This is a genomic window from Planomonospora antibiotica (assembly GCF_014647955.1).
Taxonomy (GTDB): domain Bacteria; phylum Actinomycetota; class Actinomycetes; order Streptosporangiales; family Streptosporangiaceae; genus Planomonospora; species Planomonospora parontospora.
In genome coordinates, this window is the sequence record NZ_BMQE01000036.1 from 20,711 (window position 1) to 38,148 (window position 17,438).

At 71.3% G+C, this 17,438-nt stretch carries 15 protein-coding genes; 2 read left to right on the forward strand and 13 right to left on the reverse strand.

The window, feature by feature from the left end; genetic code table 11:
* Positions 1-101 precede the first annotated feature (101 nt).
* From aspS to IEZ06_RS26260, 3 genes are read right to left on the reverse strand one after another with little or no spacing between them, the layout of a single operon-like run.
* Positions 102-1,859, reverse strand: a complete 1,758-nt coding sequence (aspS, locus tag IEZ06_RS26250) for an aspartate--tRNA ligase (RefSeq protein ID WP_189239352.1) — start codon at positions 1,857-1,859, stop codon at positions 102-104.
* Complete coding sequence (gene hisS / locus IEZ06_RS26255) at positions 1,856-3,118, reverse strand: histidine--tRNA ligase (RefSeq protein ID WP_189239353.1); 1,263 nt, start codon at positions 3,116-3,118, stop codon at positions 1,856-1,858. The genes aspS and hisS overlap by 4 nt, the downstream gene beginning before the upstream one ends.
* A 5-nt stretch (positions 3,119-3,123) precedes the next feature.
* On the reverse strand, positions 3,124-3,819 hold the full coding sequence (locus IEZ06_RS26260) for an MBL fold metallo-hydrolase (RefSeq protein WP_189239387.1): 696 nt from the start codon (positions 3,817-3,819) through the stop codon (positions 3,124-3,126).
* Positions 3,820-3,970: 151 nt separating this feature from the next.
* On the opposite strand from IEZ06_RS26260, the gene IEZ06_RS26265 reads away from it, so the two are divergent.
* Entirely contained in the window at positions 3,971-4,816 is an 846-nt protein-coding gene (locus IEZ06_RS26265) for a peptidylprolyl isomerase (protein ID WP_189239354.1), read from the forward strand.
* Between the two features lie 48 nt (positions 4,817-4,864).
* Positions 4,865-6,115, forward strand: a complete 1,251-nt coding sequence (locus IEZ06_RS26270; RefSeq protein ID WP_189239355.1) for a DUF349 domain-containing protein — start codon at positions 4,865-4,867, stop codon at positions 6,113-6,115.
* A 94-nt stretch (positions 6,116-6,209) separates the two neighbouring features.
* On the opposite strand, the gene IEZ06_RS26275 is transcribed toward IEZ06_RS26270, so the two are convergent.
* The 10 genes from IEZ06_RS26275 to IEZ06_RS26320 all read right to left on the reverse strand — a co-directional run bounded on the left by IEZ06_RS26275 (position 6,210) and on the right by IEZ06_RS26320 (position 17,435).
* The gene (locus IEZ06_RS26275) at positions 6,210-8,408 is read right to left on the reverse strand and encodes a RelA/SpoT family protein (RefSeq protein WP_189239356.1); all 2,199 of its coding nucleotides are present in this window, start codon (positions 8,406-8,408) and stop codon (positions 6,210-6,212) included.
* Between the two features lie 237 nt (positions 8,409-8,645).
* A complete protein-coding gene (locus tag IEZ06_RS26280) occupies positions 8,646-9,164 on the reverse strand; it encodes an adenine phosphoribosyltransferase (protein WP_189239357.1) in 519 nt (172 codons plus the stop codon).
* Positions 9,165-9,260: 96 nt separating this feature from the next.
* Positions 9,261-10,283 carry a protein translocase subunit SecF gene (gene secF / locus IEZ06_RS26285; protein WP_189239358.1) on the reverse strand — a complete coding sequence of 341 codons (1,023 nt, stop codon included), beginning with the start codon at positions 10,281-10,283 and terminating at the stop codon, positions 9,261-9,263.
* Positions 10,283-12,043, reverse strand: coding sequence for a protein translocase subunit SecD (gene secD, locus IEZ06_RS26290; protein WP_203871737.1), 1,761 nt, complete (start codon positions 12,041-12,043; stop codon positions 10,283-10,285). The genes secF and secD overlap by 1 nt, the downstream gene beginning before the upstream one ends.
* A gap of 87 nt (positions 12,044-12,130) precedes the next feature.
* The gene (gene yajC / locus IEZ06_RS26295; RefSeq protein WP_189239359.1) at positions 12,131-12,499 is read right to left on the reverse strand and encodes a preprotein translocase subunit YajC; all 369 of its coding nucleotides are present in this window, start codon (positions 12,497-12,499) and stop codon (positions 12,131-12,133) included.
* A 427-nt stretch (positions 12,500-12,926) separates the two neighbouring features.
* The gene (gene ruvB, locus IEZ06_RS26300) at positions 12,927-13,946 is read right to left on the reverse strand and encodes a Holliday junction branch migration DNA helicase RuvB (RefSeq protein ID WP_189239360.1); all 1,020 of its coding nucleotides are present in this window, start codon (positions 13,944-13,946) and stop codon (positions 12,927-12,929) included.
* Positions 13,947-13,962: 16 nt separating this feature from the next.
* The gene (gene ruvA, locus IEZ06_RS26305) at positions 13,963-14,583 is read right to left on the reverse strand and encodes a Holliday junction branch migration protein RuvA (RefSeq protein WP_068895404.1); all 621 of its coding nucleotides are present in this window, start codon (positions 14,581-14,583) and stop codon (positions 13,963-13,965) included.
* Positions 14,580-15,167 carry a crossover junction endodeoxyribonuclease RuvC gene (ruvC, locus tag IEZ06_RS26310; protein WP_189239389.1) on the reverse strand — a complete coding sequence of 196 codons (588 nt, stop codon included), beginning with the start codon at positions 15,165-15,167 and terminating at the stop codon, positions 14,580-14,582. The genes ruvA and ruvC overlap by 4 nt, the downstream gene beginning before the upstream one ends.
* A 129-nt stretch (positions 15,168-15,296) precedes the next feature.
* Positions 15,297-16,577, reverse strand: a complete 1,281-nt coding sequence (locus tag IEZ06_RS26315; RefSeq protein ID WP_189239361.1) for a cation:proton antiporter — start codon at positions 16,575-16,577, stop codon at positions 15,297-15,299.
* 105 nt (positions 16,578-16,682) lie between these two features.
* On the reverse strand, positions 16,683-17,435 hold the full coding sequence (locus IEZ06_RS26320) for a YebC/PmpR family DNA-binding transcriptional regulator (RefSeq protein WP_068895406.1): 753 nt from the start codon (positions 17,433-17,435) through the stop codon (positions 16,683-16,685).
* Positions 17,436-17,438: the final 3 nt, after the last annotated feature.

A 17,438-nucleotide genomic window follows, 5' to 3' on the forward strand; every position in this document is an offset into this window, starting at 1 on the left:
GCCCGCCGTCGGTCCCGCAGGGACGCCGGCCCGGCCCCGGACGCGCCGGAGCCCCGGCGGGCGTCGTCCGCCCGCCGGGGCTCCGGCGGCACGCCCGCAGGTCAGGCCTCGGCCGCCTCCTTGGGCTTGGCGTCGACGCCCGCCTCCTTGCGCTGCTCACCCGTGATCGGGGTGGGCGCGCCGGTCAGCGGGTCGAAGCCGGAGGCCGTCTTCGGGAAGGCGATGACGTCGCGGATCGAGTCGCCGCCCGCCAGCAGCATGCAGATCCGGTCCCAGCCGTAGGCGATGCCGCCGTGCGGCGGCGGGCCGTACTTGAACGCCTCCAGCAGGAAGCCGAACTTGCTCTCGGCCTCCTCCTTGGAGATGCCGAGCACGTCGAAGACGCGCTGCTGCATCTCGGCGCGGTGGATCCGGATCGAGCCGCCGCCGATCTCCATGCCGTTGCAGACCATGTCGTAGGCGTAGGCCAGGGCCTCGCCCGGGTTGTCCTGGAAGGTGTCGGCCCACTCGGGCTTGGGACCGGTGAACGGGTGGTGCACCGCGGTCCAGCCGGACTGGCGGCCGACGTCGTCGTAGACGGGCTCGAACATGGGTGCGTCGACGACCCACAGGAAGTTCCACGCCGACTCGTCGATCAGGCCGCAGCGCCGGCCGATCTCCAGGCGGGCCGCGCCGAGCAGGTCGCGGGAGTCGGCGGGCTTGCCGGCCGCGAAGAAGACCGCGTCGCCCGGCTTCGCGCCGACCTCGGCGGCCAGCCCCGCGGTCTCGGTCTCCGACAGGTTCTTGGCGACCGGGCCGCCGAGCGTGCCGTCCTCGCCGACCAGCACGTAGGCCAGGCCCCGGGCGCCGCGCGACTTGGCCCACTCCTGCCAGCCGTCCAGCTCCTTGCGGGTCTGGGAGGCGCCGCCGGGCATGACCACGGCGCCGACGTACGGCGCCTGGAAGACGCGGAAGCCCGTCTCGGCGAAGAAGGAGGTCATCTCGACCAGCTCGCAGCCGAACCGCAGGTCCGGCTTGTCCGAGCCGTAGCGGGCCATGGCCTCGGCATAGGTCATCCGGGGCAGCGGCGTGGGCAGCTCGTAGCCGATCGTCTCCTTCCAGATGCGGCCGATCAGCGCCTCGCCCAGGGCGATGACGTCGTCCTGGTCCACGAAGGACATCTCGATGTCGATCTGGGTGAACTCCGGCTGCCGGTCGGCGCGCAGGTCCTCGTCGCGGTAGCACTTGGCGAGCTGGTAGTAGCGCTCCAGGCCGGCGACCTGGAGGAGCTGCTTGAACAGCTGCGGCGACTGCGGCAGGGCGTACCAGCTGCCCGGCTGGAGGCGGACCGGGACCAGGAAGTCGCGGGCGCCCTCGGGCGTGGAGCGGGTGAGCGTCGGGGTCTCGACGTAGACGAACCCGTGCTCGTTCATCACCTCGTTGGCCAGGTAGGTGGCCTTGGAGCGGATCCGCATGGCGTGGGCGACCTGCTGGCGGCGGATGTCGAGGTAGCGGTACTTCAGCCGCGCCTCTTCGGACACGCCCGCGTTGCCCTCGATGGGGAACGGCAGCGGCGCGGACTCGCTCAGCACCTCCACCTCGGAGGCGACGACCTCGATCGCGCCGGTCGGCAGGTCGGGGTTCTCGTTGCCCGCGGGCCGGACCCGCACCTCCCCGACGACCTTCACGCAGTATTCGGCACGCAGGCCGTGCGCGTCGTCCTCCTCACGGAAGACCACCTGTGCCGAGCCCGAGGCGTCCCGCAGGTCGATGAAGACCACACCGCCGTGGTCACGGCGGCGCGCCACCCATCCGGCCAGCGTCACCTGCTCCCCCGCGTGCTGCTCGCGCAGCGATCCCGCGGTGTGCGTGCGAATCACGAAAACTTCCCCTTCAGGATGTCGACGACCTCGGCCAACGGCACCTCGGTCTGCTCTGCGGTGGTCAGGTCCTTCAGCTGTACGGCCTGCGTCTCGAGGTCGCGTCCGCCCAGGATCAGCGCGTAGCGGGCCCCGGAGCGGTCGGCGCCCTTCATGGCCCCCTTGACGCCCTTGCCGCCGAACGCCATGTCGGCGGCCAGGCCGGCCCGGCGCAGCTCGGTGAGGAGCCGGAACATCCGGCGGCGCGCCTCCTCCCCCAGCGGCACACCGTACACCTGTACCCGCCGGTGCGCGGTGTCCTCCTCCAGCAGCCCCTCGGCCTCCATGGCCAGGATCGTCCGGTCCACGCCGAGGGCCCAGCCGACGCTCGGCAGCGCCGGGCCGCCGATCATCTCGCTCAGCCCGTCGTAGCGGCCGCCGCCGCCGACCGCCGACTGCGAGCCCAGGCCGTCGTGGACGAACTCGAAGGTGGTGCGCGTGTAGTAGTCGAGGCCGCGGACCAGCCGCGGGTCGTCGGTGTAGGCCAGGCCGGCGGCGGTCAGCAGGGAGCGGACCTCCTCGTGGTAGGCCTTGCACGCCTCGCACAGGTGGTCGACGACCAGGGGCGCGCCGGCGAGCTGCGCCTGCACCTCGGGCCGTTTGTCGTCGAGCACGCGCAACGGGTTGATCTCGATCCGGGCCCGGGTGGGCTCGTCCAGGTCGAGGGCGCGCAGGAACTCCTGAAGCGCGGCGCGGTAGGCGGGGCGGCACTCCTTGCAGCCCAGCGTGTTGAGCAGCAGCCGCACCCCGGTCAGGCCCAGGGCGGCGAAGCCGTCGGCGGCCAGCAGGATCAGCTCGGCGTCCAGCGCCGGGTCCTCGGCCCCCAGGGCCTCGGCGCCGACCTGCGAGAAGTGGCGGTAGCGGCCCTTCTGCGCCCGCTCGTAGCGGAACTGGCTCCCGGAGTACCAGAGCTTGACCGGGAGCTGCCCGTTGTGCAGGCCGTGCTGGAGGACGGCCCGCACGACCGGCGCGGTGCCCTCCGGGCGCAGCGTGATGGAGCGCCCGCCCTTGTCGGTGAAGGTGTACATCTCCTTGGAGACGACGTCGGTCGACTCCCCGACACCGCGGACGAACAGCGCGGTGTCCTCGAAGGTCGGCGTCTCGATGTAGCCGTAGCCCGCGCGGCGGACCGGGGCGACGAGCGCCTCGCGCACGGCGAGGACCCGCTCGGAACGCGGTGGCAGCCAGTCGAAGGTGCCCTTGGGCGCCTGGAAGGTCATGGTCTCTAGATTCCCCTGGTGGGACCGGCAAGCGGGGCGGCCTCCGCGAGATACGGGTTGGTGGCGCGCTCGGTGCCGATCGTGGTCTGTGGTCCGTGGCCGGGCAGGACCGCCGTGTCGTCCGGCAGCGGCAGGCACTTGGCCGCCAGGCTGCGCAGGATGGTCGGGTAGTCACCGCCCGGAAGGTCGGTGCGGCCGATGGAGCCGGCGAACAGCAGGTCGCCCGAGAACATCACGTCCGGGATCTCGTCCGTGCGGGGCAGCCTGAACGTCACCGACCCCCTGGTATGGCCGGGCGTGTGGTCGACGGTGAGCTCCAGGCCGGCCAGGTGGAGCACCTCGCCGTCGGCGAGTTCGCGCACGTCGTCCGGCTCGGCGAAGGTCAGCCCGCCGAACAGCTGCTGGCGCGTCGCCAGCGACAGCCCCTTGCCCGGGTCGGAGAGCAGCTCGCGGTCCTCGGGGTGGATCCACGCCGGGACGTCGCGCGCGCCGCAGACCGGGGCGACCGACCACATGTGGTCGAGGTGACCGTGCGTGACCAGCACCGCGACCGGCTTGAGCCGATGCTCGCGCAGCACGTCGTCCAGATCGCCGACCGCGTTCTGCCCCGGATCGACGATGACGCACTCCTCGCCGGCGGCGGGAGCGACGACGTAGCAGTTGGTCTGGAAGGACCCTGCGGGAAAGCCGGCGATGAGCATCTGCCTCAGCTGTCTCGTCAAGAAAGCGGATGGGAATGTAACCGAAGGGTACCGGTGAGGGTCTGCGGGCTGCGAATCATGACCCTCCGGCCGATACGATTCGCCCACCTCGATATCTGAAGAACACTCCGGCACCCGGGAGGGCGAAGCGGTGAGCGGCAAGGACCGCCAGAAGCAACTGGCTCGCGAGCACTACGAGCGGCAGCTGCAGCGACGCGCGGAGCGCGAGACCAGGGCCAAGCGAATGACGATCATCGGAAGCAGCGTGGCCACCGTGGTGGTCGTGGGCGCCGTCGTCGCCGCGACCGTCCTGCTCGGGGGCGAGGACCCCGCCACCACCTCGGCGAGCCCGGAGCCCTCCGCGCCGGCGAGCCAGGCCGCGGCCGAGCCCAAGGCCTTCGACCCGGCCACCGGCACCTGCGGCTACGTCGCCTCCCCCGGCGGCGTGGTCAAGGACGTCGGCACGCCTCCGGCCAAGGTGGACACCTCCCCCAAGGCGATGACCCTCGCCACCAACCGGGGCGACATCGTCATCGAGCTGGACGCCGCCAAGACCCCCTGCACGGTCGGCTCCTTCGCCTTCCTGGCGGAGAAGGGCTACTTCGACGGCACCAGGTGCCACCGCCTGGGCTCCGATCAGTTCCCGGTCCTGCAGTGCGGCGACCCGCTGGCCAAGGCCGACGGCAAGGGCGCCACCGACGGCCAGGGCGGCCCCGGATACCGTTTCGTGGACGAGAACCTCACCGGCGCCAAGTACACCCGCGGCGTGGTCGCCATGGCCAACAGCGGCCCCAACACCAACGGCAGCCAGTTCTTCATCGTGTACGGCGACGCCGAGCTGGGGCCGAACTACACGCCGTTCGGTACGGTTACCAAGGGCCTGGAGATCGTCGACAAGGTGAACAAGGGCGGCGTCATCACTCCTGGGGGCGACGGCACCGGAGCCCCGAAGGAAACCGTTGAGATCAAAGACGTGACAATGTCATCCAAGAGCTGACGTAATACAACCAAACAGAATCCGGGGCCGACGGTCCTGGGAGGGCTGATGAAAGTGCGGGAGGACACGGTGAGCACCGACCCGTGGGGCCGGGTAGACGACGACGGCACCGTCTACGTGCGTACGGCTGAGGGAGAGCGGGCCGTCGGGTCCTGGCAGGCCGGTGAACCGGAGGAGGCACTCGCCTACTTCCGCCGCAAGTTCGACGAGCTGGCCGGGCAGGTCACGCTGCTGGAGCAGCGGGTCCGCGGCACCGACCTGGCCCCCGCGCAGGCCGAGGCGACGGTCGCCAAGCTCCGCGAGTCCATCACCGACGCCCACGCCGTCGGCGACCTGGACTCGCTGCTGAAGCGGCTGGACGCCCTCACCGAGCTGGTGGGCCAGCGCCGGGAGGAGGTCAAGGCCGCCCGCGAGGTGGCCCGCGCCGAGGCCAAGGCCGTCAAGGAGCGGATCGTCGCCGAGGCGGAGAGCGTGGCGGAGTCCACCACCCACTGGAAGACGGGCGGCGAGCGCCTGCGTCAGCTGGTGGAGGAGTGGAAGGCCGCCGAGCGCATCGACCGGGTCACCGAGGCGGCGCTGTGGAAGCGCCTGTCGGCCGCCCGCACGGCCTTCGCCAAGCGCCGCAAGGCCTACTTCGCGGGGCTGGACGAGCAGCGCGAGGGCATCCGCTCCACCAAGGAGCGGATCGTCGCCGAGGCCGAGACCCTGGCCTCCTCCACCGACTGGGGCGCCACCGCGTCGGCCTACCGCGAGCTGATGCGGCAGTGGAAGACGGCGGGCCGGGCCTCCCGCGAGGTCGAGGACGAGCTCTGGAACCGGTTCAAGGGCGCCCAGGACCAGTTCTTCCAGGCCCGCTCCGCGGTCTTCGCCGAGCGGGACGCCTCGTTCGCGGCCAACGCCGAGGTCAAGGAGCGGCTCCTGGCCGAGGCCGAGCGGATCCTGCCGGTGACCGACGCCCGCGCCGCCCGGGCCGCCCTGCGCGGCCTCCTGGAGCGCTGGGAGGAGGCGGGTCCCGTCCCGCGCGAGCAGCGCGACCGGCTGGAGGGCGGGCTGCGCAAGGTCGACGACGCGGTCCGCAAGGCCGAGGAGGCGGAGTGGAAGCGCTCCAACCCCGAGGCCCGCGCCCGTGCCCAGAACACGGTGGACCAGCTCCGCAAGTCCATCGAGCAGCTGGAGGCCCGTCTGACCAAGGCCGCGGCCGCCGGCAAGGACAAGGACGTCAAGGACGCGGAGGAGGCGCTGGCCGCCCGGCGCTCCTGGCTGGAGGAGGCCGAGCGCACGCTCGCCGAGTTCTCCTGACCGGCTGAACCCGACCGGGGGCGCGTCCTGCTCACAGGACGCGCCCCCGGTCGTCTTCCGGCCCGGGCCGGAGGGGCCCGGCGGGAACCGCCCGTCAGGACCCGGCGCCGCTCACCCGGTAGACGTCGTAGACGCCCTGGATGTTGCGGACGGCCTTCAGGACGTGCCCCAGGTGCTTGGGGTCGCCCATCTCGAAGGTGAACTTGCTGATCGCGACCCGGTCGCGGGAGGTCGTCACCGACGCCGACAGGATGTTCACGTGCTGGTCGGAGAGGGTCCGCGTGACGTCCGACAGCAGGCGGGGCCGGTCCAGCGCCTCCACCTGGATGGCGACGAGGAAGACCGAGTCGTCCCCGGGCGACCAGGCGACCTGCACCAGCCGGTCCGGCTCGGATCTGAGCTGCTCCACGTTGGGGCAGTTGCTGCGGTGCACCGACACGCCGTGCCCGCGGGTGACGAAGCCGACGATCTCGTCCCCGGGGACCGGGGTGCAGCAGCGCGAGAGCCGTACCCACACGTCGGAGTCGCCGGCCACCACCACGCCCGCGCCGCCGCCGCCCGCCCGGGGGCGGCCGCGCAGCTTCGTCGGGACCGCCGCCTCGGCGATGTCCTCCTCGGCGCCCTCCACTCCCCCGATGGACTGCACCAGCTTCTGCACGACCGTCTGGGCGGCCGTGTGGCCCTCTCCGACGGCCGCGTAGAGCGAGGAGACGTCCGGGTAGCGCAGCTCCCTGGCGAGCGTCAGCAGGGACTCTCCGGACATCAGGCGCTGCAGCGGCAGCCCCTGCTTGCGCATGGCGCGGCCGATGGCCTCCTTGCCCGCCTCGATCGCGGTCTCGCGGCGCTCCTTGGAGAACCACTGGCGGATCTTGTTGCGGGCCCGGCCGGACTTGACGAACTTCAACCAGTCGCGGGACGGGCCCGCGTCGGGCGACTTGGAGGTGAAGATCTCGACGGTGTCGCCGTTGCTCAGCCGGGACTCCAGCGGCACCAGGCGGCCGTTGACCCGGGCGCCGATGCAGCGGTGGCCGACCTCGGTGTGCACGGCGTAGGCGAAGTCGACCGGCGTCGCACCCTCCGGCAGGGCCATGACCTGGCCCCTGGGGGTGAAGACGTAGACCTCGGAGACCGACAGGTCGAAGCGGAGCGACTCCAGGAACTCGCCCGGGTCGGCGGTCTCCTTCTGCCAGTCCAGGAGCTGGCGGAGCCAGGCCATGTCGCCGGCGCTCTTCAGCTTCGTCCCCGCGGACCCGGAGGTGTTCATCTCCTCCTTGTACTTCCAGTGCGCGGCGACGCCGTACTCGGAGCGGTGGTGCATGGCGTGGGTGCGGATCTGCAGCTCCACCGGCTTGCCCTCGGGACCGATCACCGTGGTGTGCAGCGACTGGTACATGTTGAACTTGGGCATCGCGATGTAGTCCTTGAACCGGCCGGGCACCGGGTTCCACCGCGCGTGGATCGTTCCGAGGGCGGCGTAGCAGTCGCGGACCGTGTCCACCAGCACCCGGATGCCGACCAGATCGTAGATGTCGTCGAACGCGACGTCGCGCGCGATCATCTTCTGGTAGACCGAGTAGTAGTGCTTGGGCCGGCCCTTGACCACGGCGCGGATCTTCGCCTCCCGCAGATCGGCGAAGACCTTCTCGATGACCTCCTGCAGGAACAGGTCCCTGCGCGGGGCCCGCTCCGACACCATCCGGGCGATCTCGTCGTAGCGCTTGGGGTAGAGCATGGCGAACGCGAGGTCCTCCAGCTCCCACTTGATGGTGTTCATCCCCAGCCGGTGGGCGAGCGGCGCGAAGATCTCCAGCGTCTCGCGGGACTTCTGCTGCCGCTTGTGCTCCGGCAGGTAGCGCATGGTGCGCATGTTGTGCAGCCGGTCGGCGAGCTTGATGATCAGCACGCGGATGTCGCGGGACATCGCGACGACCATCTTGCGCACGGTCTCGGCCTGGGCGGCGTCACCGAACTTGACCTTGTCGAGCTTGGTCACGCCGTCGACCAGCAGCGCGATGTTGTCGCCGAAGTCGGTGCGGAGCTCGTCCAGGCTGTAGGCGGTGTCCTCGACGGTGTCGTGCAGCAGCGCCGCGCAGAGCGTCTCGTCGTCGGTGCCCAGCTCGGCCAGGATCGTCGCCACGGCCAGCGGGTGGGTGATGTACGGGTCACCGCTCTTGCGCTTCTGATCGCGGTGGTGATAGGCCGCCACGTCGTAGGCCCGCTCGATCAGCCGCAGGTCCGCCTTCGGATGGGTCGCGCGGACCGTCCGGAACAGCGGTTCAAGGACCGGGTTCATGGCGCCACCCCATTGCCCCCCAAAGCGGGCGAGCCTCCGCCGCACCGCCGGTTTCTCCTCGGTGGCTCCGGACATGGCGGAGCCGGCATCGACTGCCGGGACGGCCATCTCGGAACCGCCTTCGTCGGCGGTCACGTCGGGCACGACCACATCACGGGGCACTCAGACTCCTCACGTTCGAGTCCAGATCCCTCAGTGTATCCAGACCCGCACGGCTACTTCCCCCGGCGGGGTGGATCAGACGACCACGAGGGGGTGCACTTCCACCCCGCCGAGCCGCTCCCGCCCCTTGAGGAAGGCAAGTTCCATCAGTACGGCGACGGCCACGACCTCGGCTCCCGTCCTGCGGACCAGTTCCACCGTCGCGCGCGCCGTGCCCCCGGTGGCGAGCACGTCGTCGACGATCAGGACCCGGTCGCCCGGGGCGAACGCGTCCCGGTGGACCTCGACGACCGCGGAGCCGTACTCCAGATCGTAGGACGCCTCGAAGGTCTCGGCGGGCAGTTTGCCCTTCTTACGCACCGGAACGAACCCGGCTCGGGCCTTGTAGGCCGCCGGGGCCCCCAGGATGAACCCCCGCGCCTCGATTCCGACGATCTTGTCCACCTCGTGCAGCCCCGCCAGCTCGTCCGTCACCGCGGCGAACGCCCCGGGGTCGGCGAGCAGCGGGGTGATGTCCTTGAACACCACCCCGGGCTTCGGGTAGTCGGGCACGTCGCGGATCCGGTCCAGGATCAGCCGGCTCAGGTCACTCATGATCCATCCCTGCGGGAAAGGTGCCTCTGGCGAAAACGAGGAGAAAACGCCTCCGCCCCCCGCGAGCGGGGGGCGGAGGCGCGATCTCTTACAGGTCTACTTCTTCTTGCGCTTGTCGCCGCCGGACCCGGCGCCGGCCGCCACCGGCTGGCGCGCGGCCTTGGCTCCGGCCCCGCCGCCCGTGGCGGCGAGCCTGCGGGCGATCGCCTGGTAGCGCGGCTCGCGCTCCTTCAGCGTCACCAGCATCGGCGTCGCCACGCACAGCGAGGAGTACGTGCCGACGAGCATGCCGACGAACAGTGCCAGCGACAGGTCCTTCAGCGTGCCCGCGCCGAACAGCGTGGTGCCGATGAACAGGATCGCCGCCACCGGCAGGATCGCCACCAGGGTGGTGTTCAGCGAGCGGATCAGCGTGTGGTTCAGCGCGTCGTTGGCGGCCTGCGTGTAGGTGACCTTCGAGGTCGTGCCGAGCTTGGCGGTGACCTCCTTGATCATGTCGAACACGACGACCGCGTCGTACAGCGAGTAGCCGAGGATCGTCAGGAAGCCCAGCAGGGTCGCCGGGGTGACCTCGAACTGGGACCACGCGTAGACGCCCGCCGTGATCACCAGGTCGTGGATCAGCGCCACGATGGCGGCCAGCGCCATCTTCCACTCGAAGGCCATCGTCAGGTACAGGATGATCGCCAGCATGAAGACGATCAGGCCGATGACGGCCTTGTCGGCGACCTGGCCGCCCCACGTGGCACCGATCACCTGGAGGGTGACGTCGTTCTGGTTGAGACCGAAGTCACCGGCGACGGTCTTCTGGAGCTCGGTCACCTGCTCGGCGGGGAGGCTCTCGGTGGTGACCCGCCAGCCGCTGTTGGTCTGCTGGACGATGGGGTGCACCCCGGCGTCGGTGAAGGTCTCGCGGACCTGTTCGATGCTCGCCGTCGGCGCCTTGAAGGAGAACACCGACCCGCCGGTGAACTCCACCCCCAGCTTCAGGCCGTTGACCAGCAGGCCCGCGATGGAGATCACCAGCAGGACGGCGGACAGGCCGTACCAGAGCTTCTGCTTGCCGACGAAGTCGACGTTGATCTCGCCCCGGTACAGGCGGCTTACGAGGCCGGCCATCATGCCTCCTGCGGAACGGTGGTGGAGCCGGTGGGCGACCCGATGCTCATGCGCTCGGCGTCCAGGCCGGAGAGCGGGTGGCCCTTGGCGAAGAACTTCAGGCGCGCCAGCAGGGCGACGAACGGCTTGGTGAACATGAACACCACGACGATGTCGATGAGGGTGGTCAGGCCCATCGCGAACGCGAACCCGGCCACGCCGCCGACCGCCAGGAAGTACAGCACCAGGGCGGCGATGAACATGACCGCGTCGGCGATCAGGATCGTGCGCCGGGCGCGGACCCAGGCGACCTCGACGGCCGAGCGCAGCGTGCGCCGGCCCTCCTTCATCTCGTCGCGGATGCGTTCAAAGTAGACGATGAACGAGTCCGCGGTGATGCCGATCGAGACGATCAGGCCGATGATGTGCGGGAGCGAGAGGCGGAAGCCCGCGAAGTGGCCGAGCAGCACCACCGACTGGTAGGTCAGGACCGAGGCGACCACGAGGCTCAGCACCGAGACGGCGCCCAGTCCGCGGTAGTAGATCATCGAGTAGACCACCACGAGGCCCAGGCCGATCGCGCCGGCGATGAGACCGCCGCGCAGCTGGTCGGCGCCGAGGGTGGAGGAGACCTCCTCGATCGAGCTCTTCTCGAACTTCAGCGGCAGCGCGCCGTACTTGAGCTGGTTGGCCAGCTCGGTGGCGGTCACCTGGGTGAAGCTGCCGGAGATCTGCGCGCGGCCGCCGGTGATGGGCTCCTGGATGACCGGCGCGGAGATGACCACGCCGTCCAGGACCATGGCGACCTGGTTGCGCGGGGCCTCGGAGTTGAAGGCCGTGGTGGTGACCTTGGACCACTGGTCCGGCCCCGAGCCCTTGAAGGAGAGCTGGACGAGCCACTCGCCGGTGCTCGGCTCCACGCCCGAGGTGGCGCTGTCGATGGCGGTGCCGGTCACGGCCGCCTTCTCCAGCACGTACTTGGCGCTGCCGTCCTGGTCGCAGGCGACGAACTGCTTGTTCGGGTCGTCCTGGGCGCCCTGGCCCTTGTCCTTCTTGGAGCAGTCGAGCTCCTGGAACTGCTTGAGCACCGCCGGGTCGATCCCGGTGGTGTCGACGCCCGCCAGCGGGTCCTCGGGAGCGGCGCTCCCGCTCGGCGCGGCCGACGGGGCGGCGGAGGGGGTCGCCTCGCCCTTCGCGTCGCCGGTCGCCCTGCCGGTCGGCTCGGCCTGCTTCGGCGCGGTCGAGGCGGCCGGGGTGGCGGCGGGGCTCGGGTTGGTCAGCGCCTCCGACAGGCCGCGGCCCGCCGGGGAGCCGCTCGGGCTCGCCTCGGCGGTCACCGACGGCTTCGGCGTGCTCTTGCCGGTGGCCGCGGGCGAGCCCGACGGGGCCGGGGTCGGCGTGGGCGCCTGGGTGGACATCTCACCCGGGGGCTGGGGCGACCCGGCCGCGATCGCCAGCACCTGGCGGAATCTCAGCTCGGCGGTCGTGCCGACCAGCTTGACGACCTCCTCCTGGCCTGCGCCCGGAACGGAGATGACGATGTTGTCACCGGCGCTGGCCACCTCGGCGTCGGAGATGCCGCTGCCGTTCACCCGGTCGCGGATGATGTTCACGGCCAGATTCAGGCTCTCCTCAGAGGGAGCGCCGCCGTTCGGCGTGATGGGCGACAGCGTCACTGTCGTGCCGCCGGCGAGGTCGAGGCCGTATTCGGGGGTGTACGCCCTGTTGAGGAGCATCACCCCGCCCATGGCGAGAATGATCGCCAGAAGCAGCAGGAGCACGCGTCCCGGTCTGCTCTGGCCGCTGGTCGGTCGGGCCACTGGTCGTCGATTCTTTCGGTTATAGGGGGTTTTGGCGGTGCGCTGCGCTCAGGACTTCTTGGGGGTGGAGTCCTGGCTGTCACCCTGCTGCTCGGCGGTCTCCACCACGTCGTCGTCGGTGACCGCGACGTCGTCCTTGACGCCCTCGGCGTCGTCCACCGGGGTCAGCACGCGTCCGATGGCGGCCTTGACCCAGCGGGTCTCGACACCGGGCGCGATCTCCAGGATCACGTCTTCCGCGTCGAGGCCCACGACGGTCGCGAACAGACCGGTCGTGGTCATGACCTGCGTCCCCGGCGTCAGGGAGTTCTGCATCTGGATCTGTTCCTGCTGCCGCTTGCGCTGCGGGCGGATGAGCAGGAAGTAGAACACCACGACCATCAGAGCGATCATGATGAGGCTTGAGTAGTCGCCCATGGGGCCGCTCCTCCACTTGAGAATGACCGGCCTGGCGCCGGACGTCTGTATACGGCCACGCCGCTCAGCACGTCAGCCTACACAGCCAGCCAAGCCACGGAGTTTAGGCGAGCTGTTAGAAGCGCGGCAACGAGGTCACGATCCGGCACACCGGGAAGTTCCCGTTTCGAGACCCTTGTCATCGATCCGTGATCGACACCATGCGGCTCCACGACCCGGGAAGCACCGGCCCACCACTGAAGAAACCCGGAACGCACGACCCCGCCACTGAAGAACAACGCCGTCGCTCCCTCCGCTCTTCCACGGGCGCCGCATCCGCCGCAACCGGGAGTCCCCGATCGGGGCGGACCGCGTCCGCCGCGCCCGGAGCCTGCGGCCGAGGAACCGCGTCCGCCGCGGCGCACGGACGGTCCGCCCGGGACGCGACTCAGGCGCCGAACGCGTCCGGCGGCGGGGTCAGCCCCAGGTGGTGCCAGGCCGCGGCCGTCGCCACCCGGCCGCGGGGGGTGCGGGCCAGCAGGCCCTGCCGTACCAGGAACGGCTCGGCGACCACCTCGACCGTCTCCGGCTCCTCCCCCACCGCGACCGCCAGGGTGGACAGCCCGACCGGACCCCCGCCGAACCTGCGCAGCAGGACGTCCAGCACCGCCCGGTCCAGCCGGTCGAGTCCTTCGGCGTCGACCTCGTAGAGGTTCAGCGCGGCGGCGGCGACCTCCCGGGTGATCACCCCTTCGGCGCGGACCTCGGCGAAGTCGCGCACCCGGCGCAGCAGCCGGTTGGCGATGCGGGGCGTGCCCCGCGAACGCCCGGCGATCTCGCGCGCCGCGTCCTCCGGCAGCTCCAGTCCGAGCAGCCGCGACGAGCGGTGCAGCACCTGCTCCAGCTCGGCGGCCTCGTAGAAGTCCATGTGCGCGACGAAGCCGAACCGGTCGCGCAGCGGCGCGGGCAGCAGCCCGGCCCGGGTGGTGGCCCCGACCAGGGTGAAGGGCGCGATCTCCAGCGGGATCGCGGTCGCGCCCGGTCCCTTGCCCACCACGATGTCGACCCGGAAGTCCTCCATCGCGAGGTAGAGCATCTCCTCCGCCGGACGGGCCATCCGGTGGATCTCGTCGATGAACAGGACCTCGCCCTCCGACAGCGTCGAGAGGATCGCCGCCAGGTCGCCCGCCCGCTCCAGCGCCGGCCCGGAGGTGATGCGGAGCGGCACCCCCAGCTCGGTCGCGATGATCATCGACAGGGTCGTCTTGCCGAGCCCCGGCGAGCCGCTCATCAGCACGTGGTCGGGCGCCCGCCCGCGGCGCAGCGCGCTGTGCAGCACCAGCGAGAGCTGCTCGCGCACCCGCGCCTGGCCGATGAACTCGTCCAACCGCTTGGGCCGCAGTGCGGCCTCGATCAGCCGCTCGTCGCCCTCGGCCTCCGGTGACACCAGATCCCGGTCGGAACTCACGTCGGACCACCCTCGCTCATCGCACGCTCAGGGCGCGCAGCGCCGCCTTCAGCAACGCCGCGACCTGGGGGACGCGGCCCGCGGCCACGTCGGCGTCGGCCTGCGGGCTCACCACGGCGACCGCCTCGTCGGCGTCCTTGGCGGAGTATCCCAGCCCGATCAGCCCCGAGTGGACCTGGTCGCGCCAGGCCGGCGCGGCGGCGTGGCCGTTGAGGGCGGCGCTGACGGCCTCCTCCGGGGTGCCCAGCTTGTCCTTGAGGTCGACGATGATCCGCTGGGCGCCCTTGGGGCCCACCCCCGGCACCCGGGTCAGCGCCTTGACGTCGGCCGCGGCCACGGCCACCCTGAGCGCATTGGGCGTGTGCACCGCCAGCATGGCCAGCGCCACCTTGGGGCCGACGCCGCTGGCGGCCTGCAGCATCTCGAAGACGCCGCGCTCGTCGTCGTCGGCGAAGCCGAACAGCGTGAGGGAGTCCTCGCGGACCACCAGCGAGGTGGCCAGGGCGGCCTCCTCCCCCACCCGCAGCGTCGCGAGCGTGCCCGGGGTGCAGTGCACCAGCACGCCCACGCCGCCGACCTCGACCACTGCCCTGTCATGCGCGAGCGAGGCCACCCGGCCCCGCACCGAGGCGATCACTTCGCGGTTCCTCTCGAATGTCCGGCGCGGCCCCGGCCGCGGAAGTAGGCCGCCGCGGTCGTGCCGGGGCCGGTCTGCGTCCTGGCCAGCGCCTCGGCCAGGCGGTTCTGCGCGCCGCCCCGCCAGACGTGGCAGATGGCGAGGGCGAGGGCGTCGGCGGCGTCGGCGGGCTTCGGCATCGCGTCGAGCCGCAGCAGCCTGGTCACCATGGTGCCGACCTGCTGCTTGCCTGCCGTGCCGCTGCCGGTGATGGCGGCCTTGACCTCCGACGGGGTGTGCAGCGCCACGGGGATGCCCCGCCGCGAGGCGCACAGGATCGCGACGGCCGAGGCCTGCGCCGTGCCCATCACGGTCCGGAGGTTGTGCTGGGCGAAGACCCGCTCCACGGCCACGGCGTCCGGCTCCAGCTCGTCGAGCCACTGCTCGATGCCGGCCTCGACGGCCACCAGGCGGGCACCGATCTCCTCGTCGGCCGCCGTGCGCACGACCCCGACCTTCACCAGGTTCAGCGGCGCGCCGGGACGCCCCTCCACGGCTCCGAGCCCGCACCGGGTCAGCCCCGGATCGACCCCCATCACCCGCAGCTCGGGCAGACGCACCGACACTCCTCCCACCCGCCGAACACCTGTTCGGTGCCCGACTCTACCGCCTGGCCGCGCCCCGCGCACGGAGCCCGCCGAAGGGACCCTCCGGCCGGGACCGCGTGGGACCGCTCACAGGTGCTGGGCCGCGGCCTCCTCCTCGTCGCCCCCGGCCGCCCTCTCCCGCAGCCGGTCCAGCCGGGCCATCACCGGCGTCGCAGTGACGCCGTGCAGCACCAGCGAGACCAGCACGGTGAAGGCCACCACCGCCCACAGCTCCTCGGCGGGCACGCCGAAGTCGGCGTGCCCGAGCGCGTAGGCGAGGTAGTACAGCGAGCCGATGCCCCGGATGCCGAAGAAGGCGATCACGCCGCCCTCGCGCGGCCCCGCCCGGCCGCGCAGCCCGGCCAGCCAGCCGGTCAGCGGCCGGACCACCAGCAGCAGCGCCAGCCCGGCCGCCGCCCCCTGCCAGGTGAGCGCGGACAGGCCTCCGGTCGCGACGAACCCGCCGAGCAGCAGGATCAGCCAGGCGGTGAGCAGCCGCTCGATCTGCTCGATGAACCCGTGCAGGACGCCGTTGTAACCGTGGGTGCGCTCGGCGGCCCTGATCGTGCAGGCGGTCACGAACACCGCGATGAAGCCGTACCCGCCCGCCAGCTCGGTGACGCCGTACGCCAGGAACGTCGCGGCCAGCGCGACGAAGCCGTCCCGGTGCTCGGCCAGCCGCAGGTCCGACACCTTGGCGCGGAAGAACAGGCGGCCGAGCAGCGTGCCGGCCGCCAGGCCGCCCGCCGCGCCCACCGCGCCCTTGTAGAGCACGTCGACCAGGACCCATTCGCCGACCCACCCGGCGCCTCCTCCGGCGAGGGCCAGGGCGATCGCGGCGTAGACGAACGGGAAGGCCAGCCCGTCGTTGAGGCCGGCCTCGGAGGTGAGGGTGAAGCGCACCTCGTCGTCGGCCTTCTCCGAGTCGACCGGCTCGCCGACCTGCACGTCGGAGGCGAGCACCGGGTCGGTCGGCGAGAGCACCGCGCCGAGCAGGAGGGCCGCGGCCCACGGCCAGTCCAGCAGCCCGTGCAGGACCAGCGCGACCGCCGCCACGCTCAGCGGCATCGTCCACGCCAGCAGGCGCCAGGTGGATCCCCACCTGCGCCACCCGAAGGGCCGGTTGATCGCCAGCCCCGCGCCCATCAGCGAGATGATCACGCAGATCTCGGTGGCGTGCTCGACGAGGGCGCGGTGCGCCACCGGATCGGGGGCGGGCAGGTCGAGCGGGAGGAGGTAGAGCAGCGCCCCGCCGACCAGGCACGCCAGCGGCAGTGAGAAGGGCCGCCGCCGGAGCACGCGGGGCAGCACGGCCGCCAGCAGGGCGCCGACGCCCGCCAGCGCGAAGACCAGATCCGAGTTCGCCATGGTTCAGCCGGAGTACCCGTACGACCGGGGGCAAACCTCGCAGAACGCAGGAGGAACACCGGAAACGAAAAGCGCCCCTCCGAGAAGCGGAGGGGCGCCGGACGCTCAGGCTTCGAGTTTCTCCATGACCTCGTCGGAGACGTCGAAGTTGGCCCACACGTTCTGCACGTCGTCGCTGTCCTCGAGCGCGTCGATCAGCCGGAAGACCTTGCGCGCGCCCTCCTCGTCCAGCGCGACGTTCATCGTCGGCATGAAGCTCGACTCCGCCGAGTCGTAGTCGATCCCGGCGTCCTGCAGAGCCTTGCGCACCGGGACGAGGTCACCGGCCTCGGAGACGACCTCGTAGCTGTCGCCCAGGTCGTTGACCTCCTCGGCGCCCGCGTCGAGGACCGCCGTCAGCACGTCGTCCTCCGACAGCCCGCCCTTGGGGACGATCACGACGCCCTTGCGGTTGAACATGTAGGACACCGAACCGGGGTCGGCCAGGGAGCCGCCGTTGCGGGTCAGCGCGACCCGGACCTCGGAGGCGGCGCGGTTGCGGTTGTCGGTGAGGCACTCGATCAGCACCGCGACGCCGCCGGGGGCGTAGCCCTCGTACATGATGGTCTGCCAGTCGGCGCCGCCCGCCTCCAGGCCGCCGCCGCGCTTGCGCGCGCGCTCGATGTTGTCGATCGGGACGGAGCTCTTGCGCGCCTTGGTGATGGCGTCGTACAGCGTCGGGTTGCCGTCCGGGTCGGGACCACCGGTCCGGGCGGCGACCTCGATGTTCTTGATGAGCTTGGCGAACAGCTTGCCCCGCTTGGAGTCAAGCGCGGCCTTCTTGTGCTTCGTCGTCGCCCATTTGGAGTGGCCGGACATCGC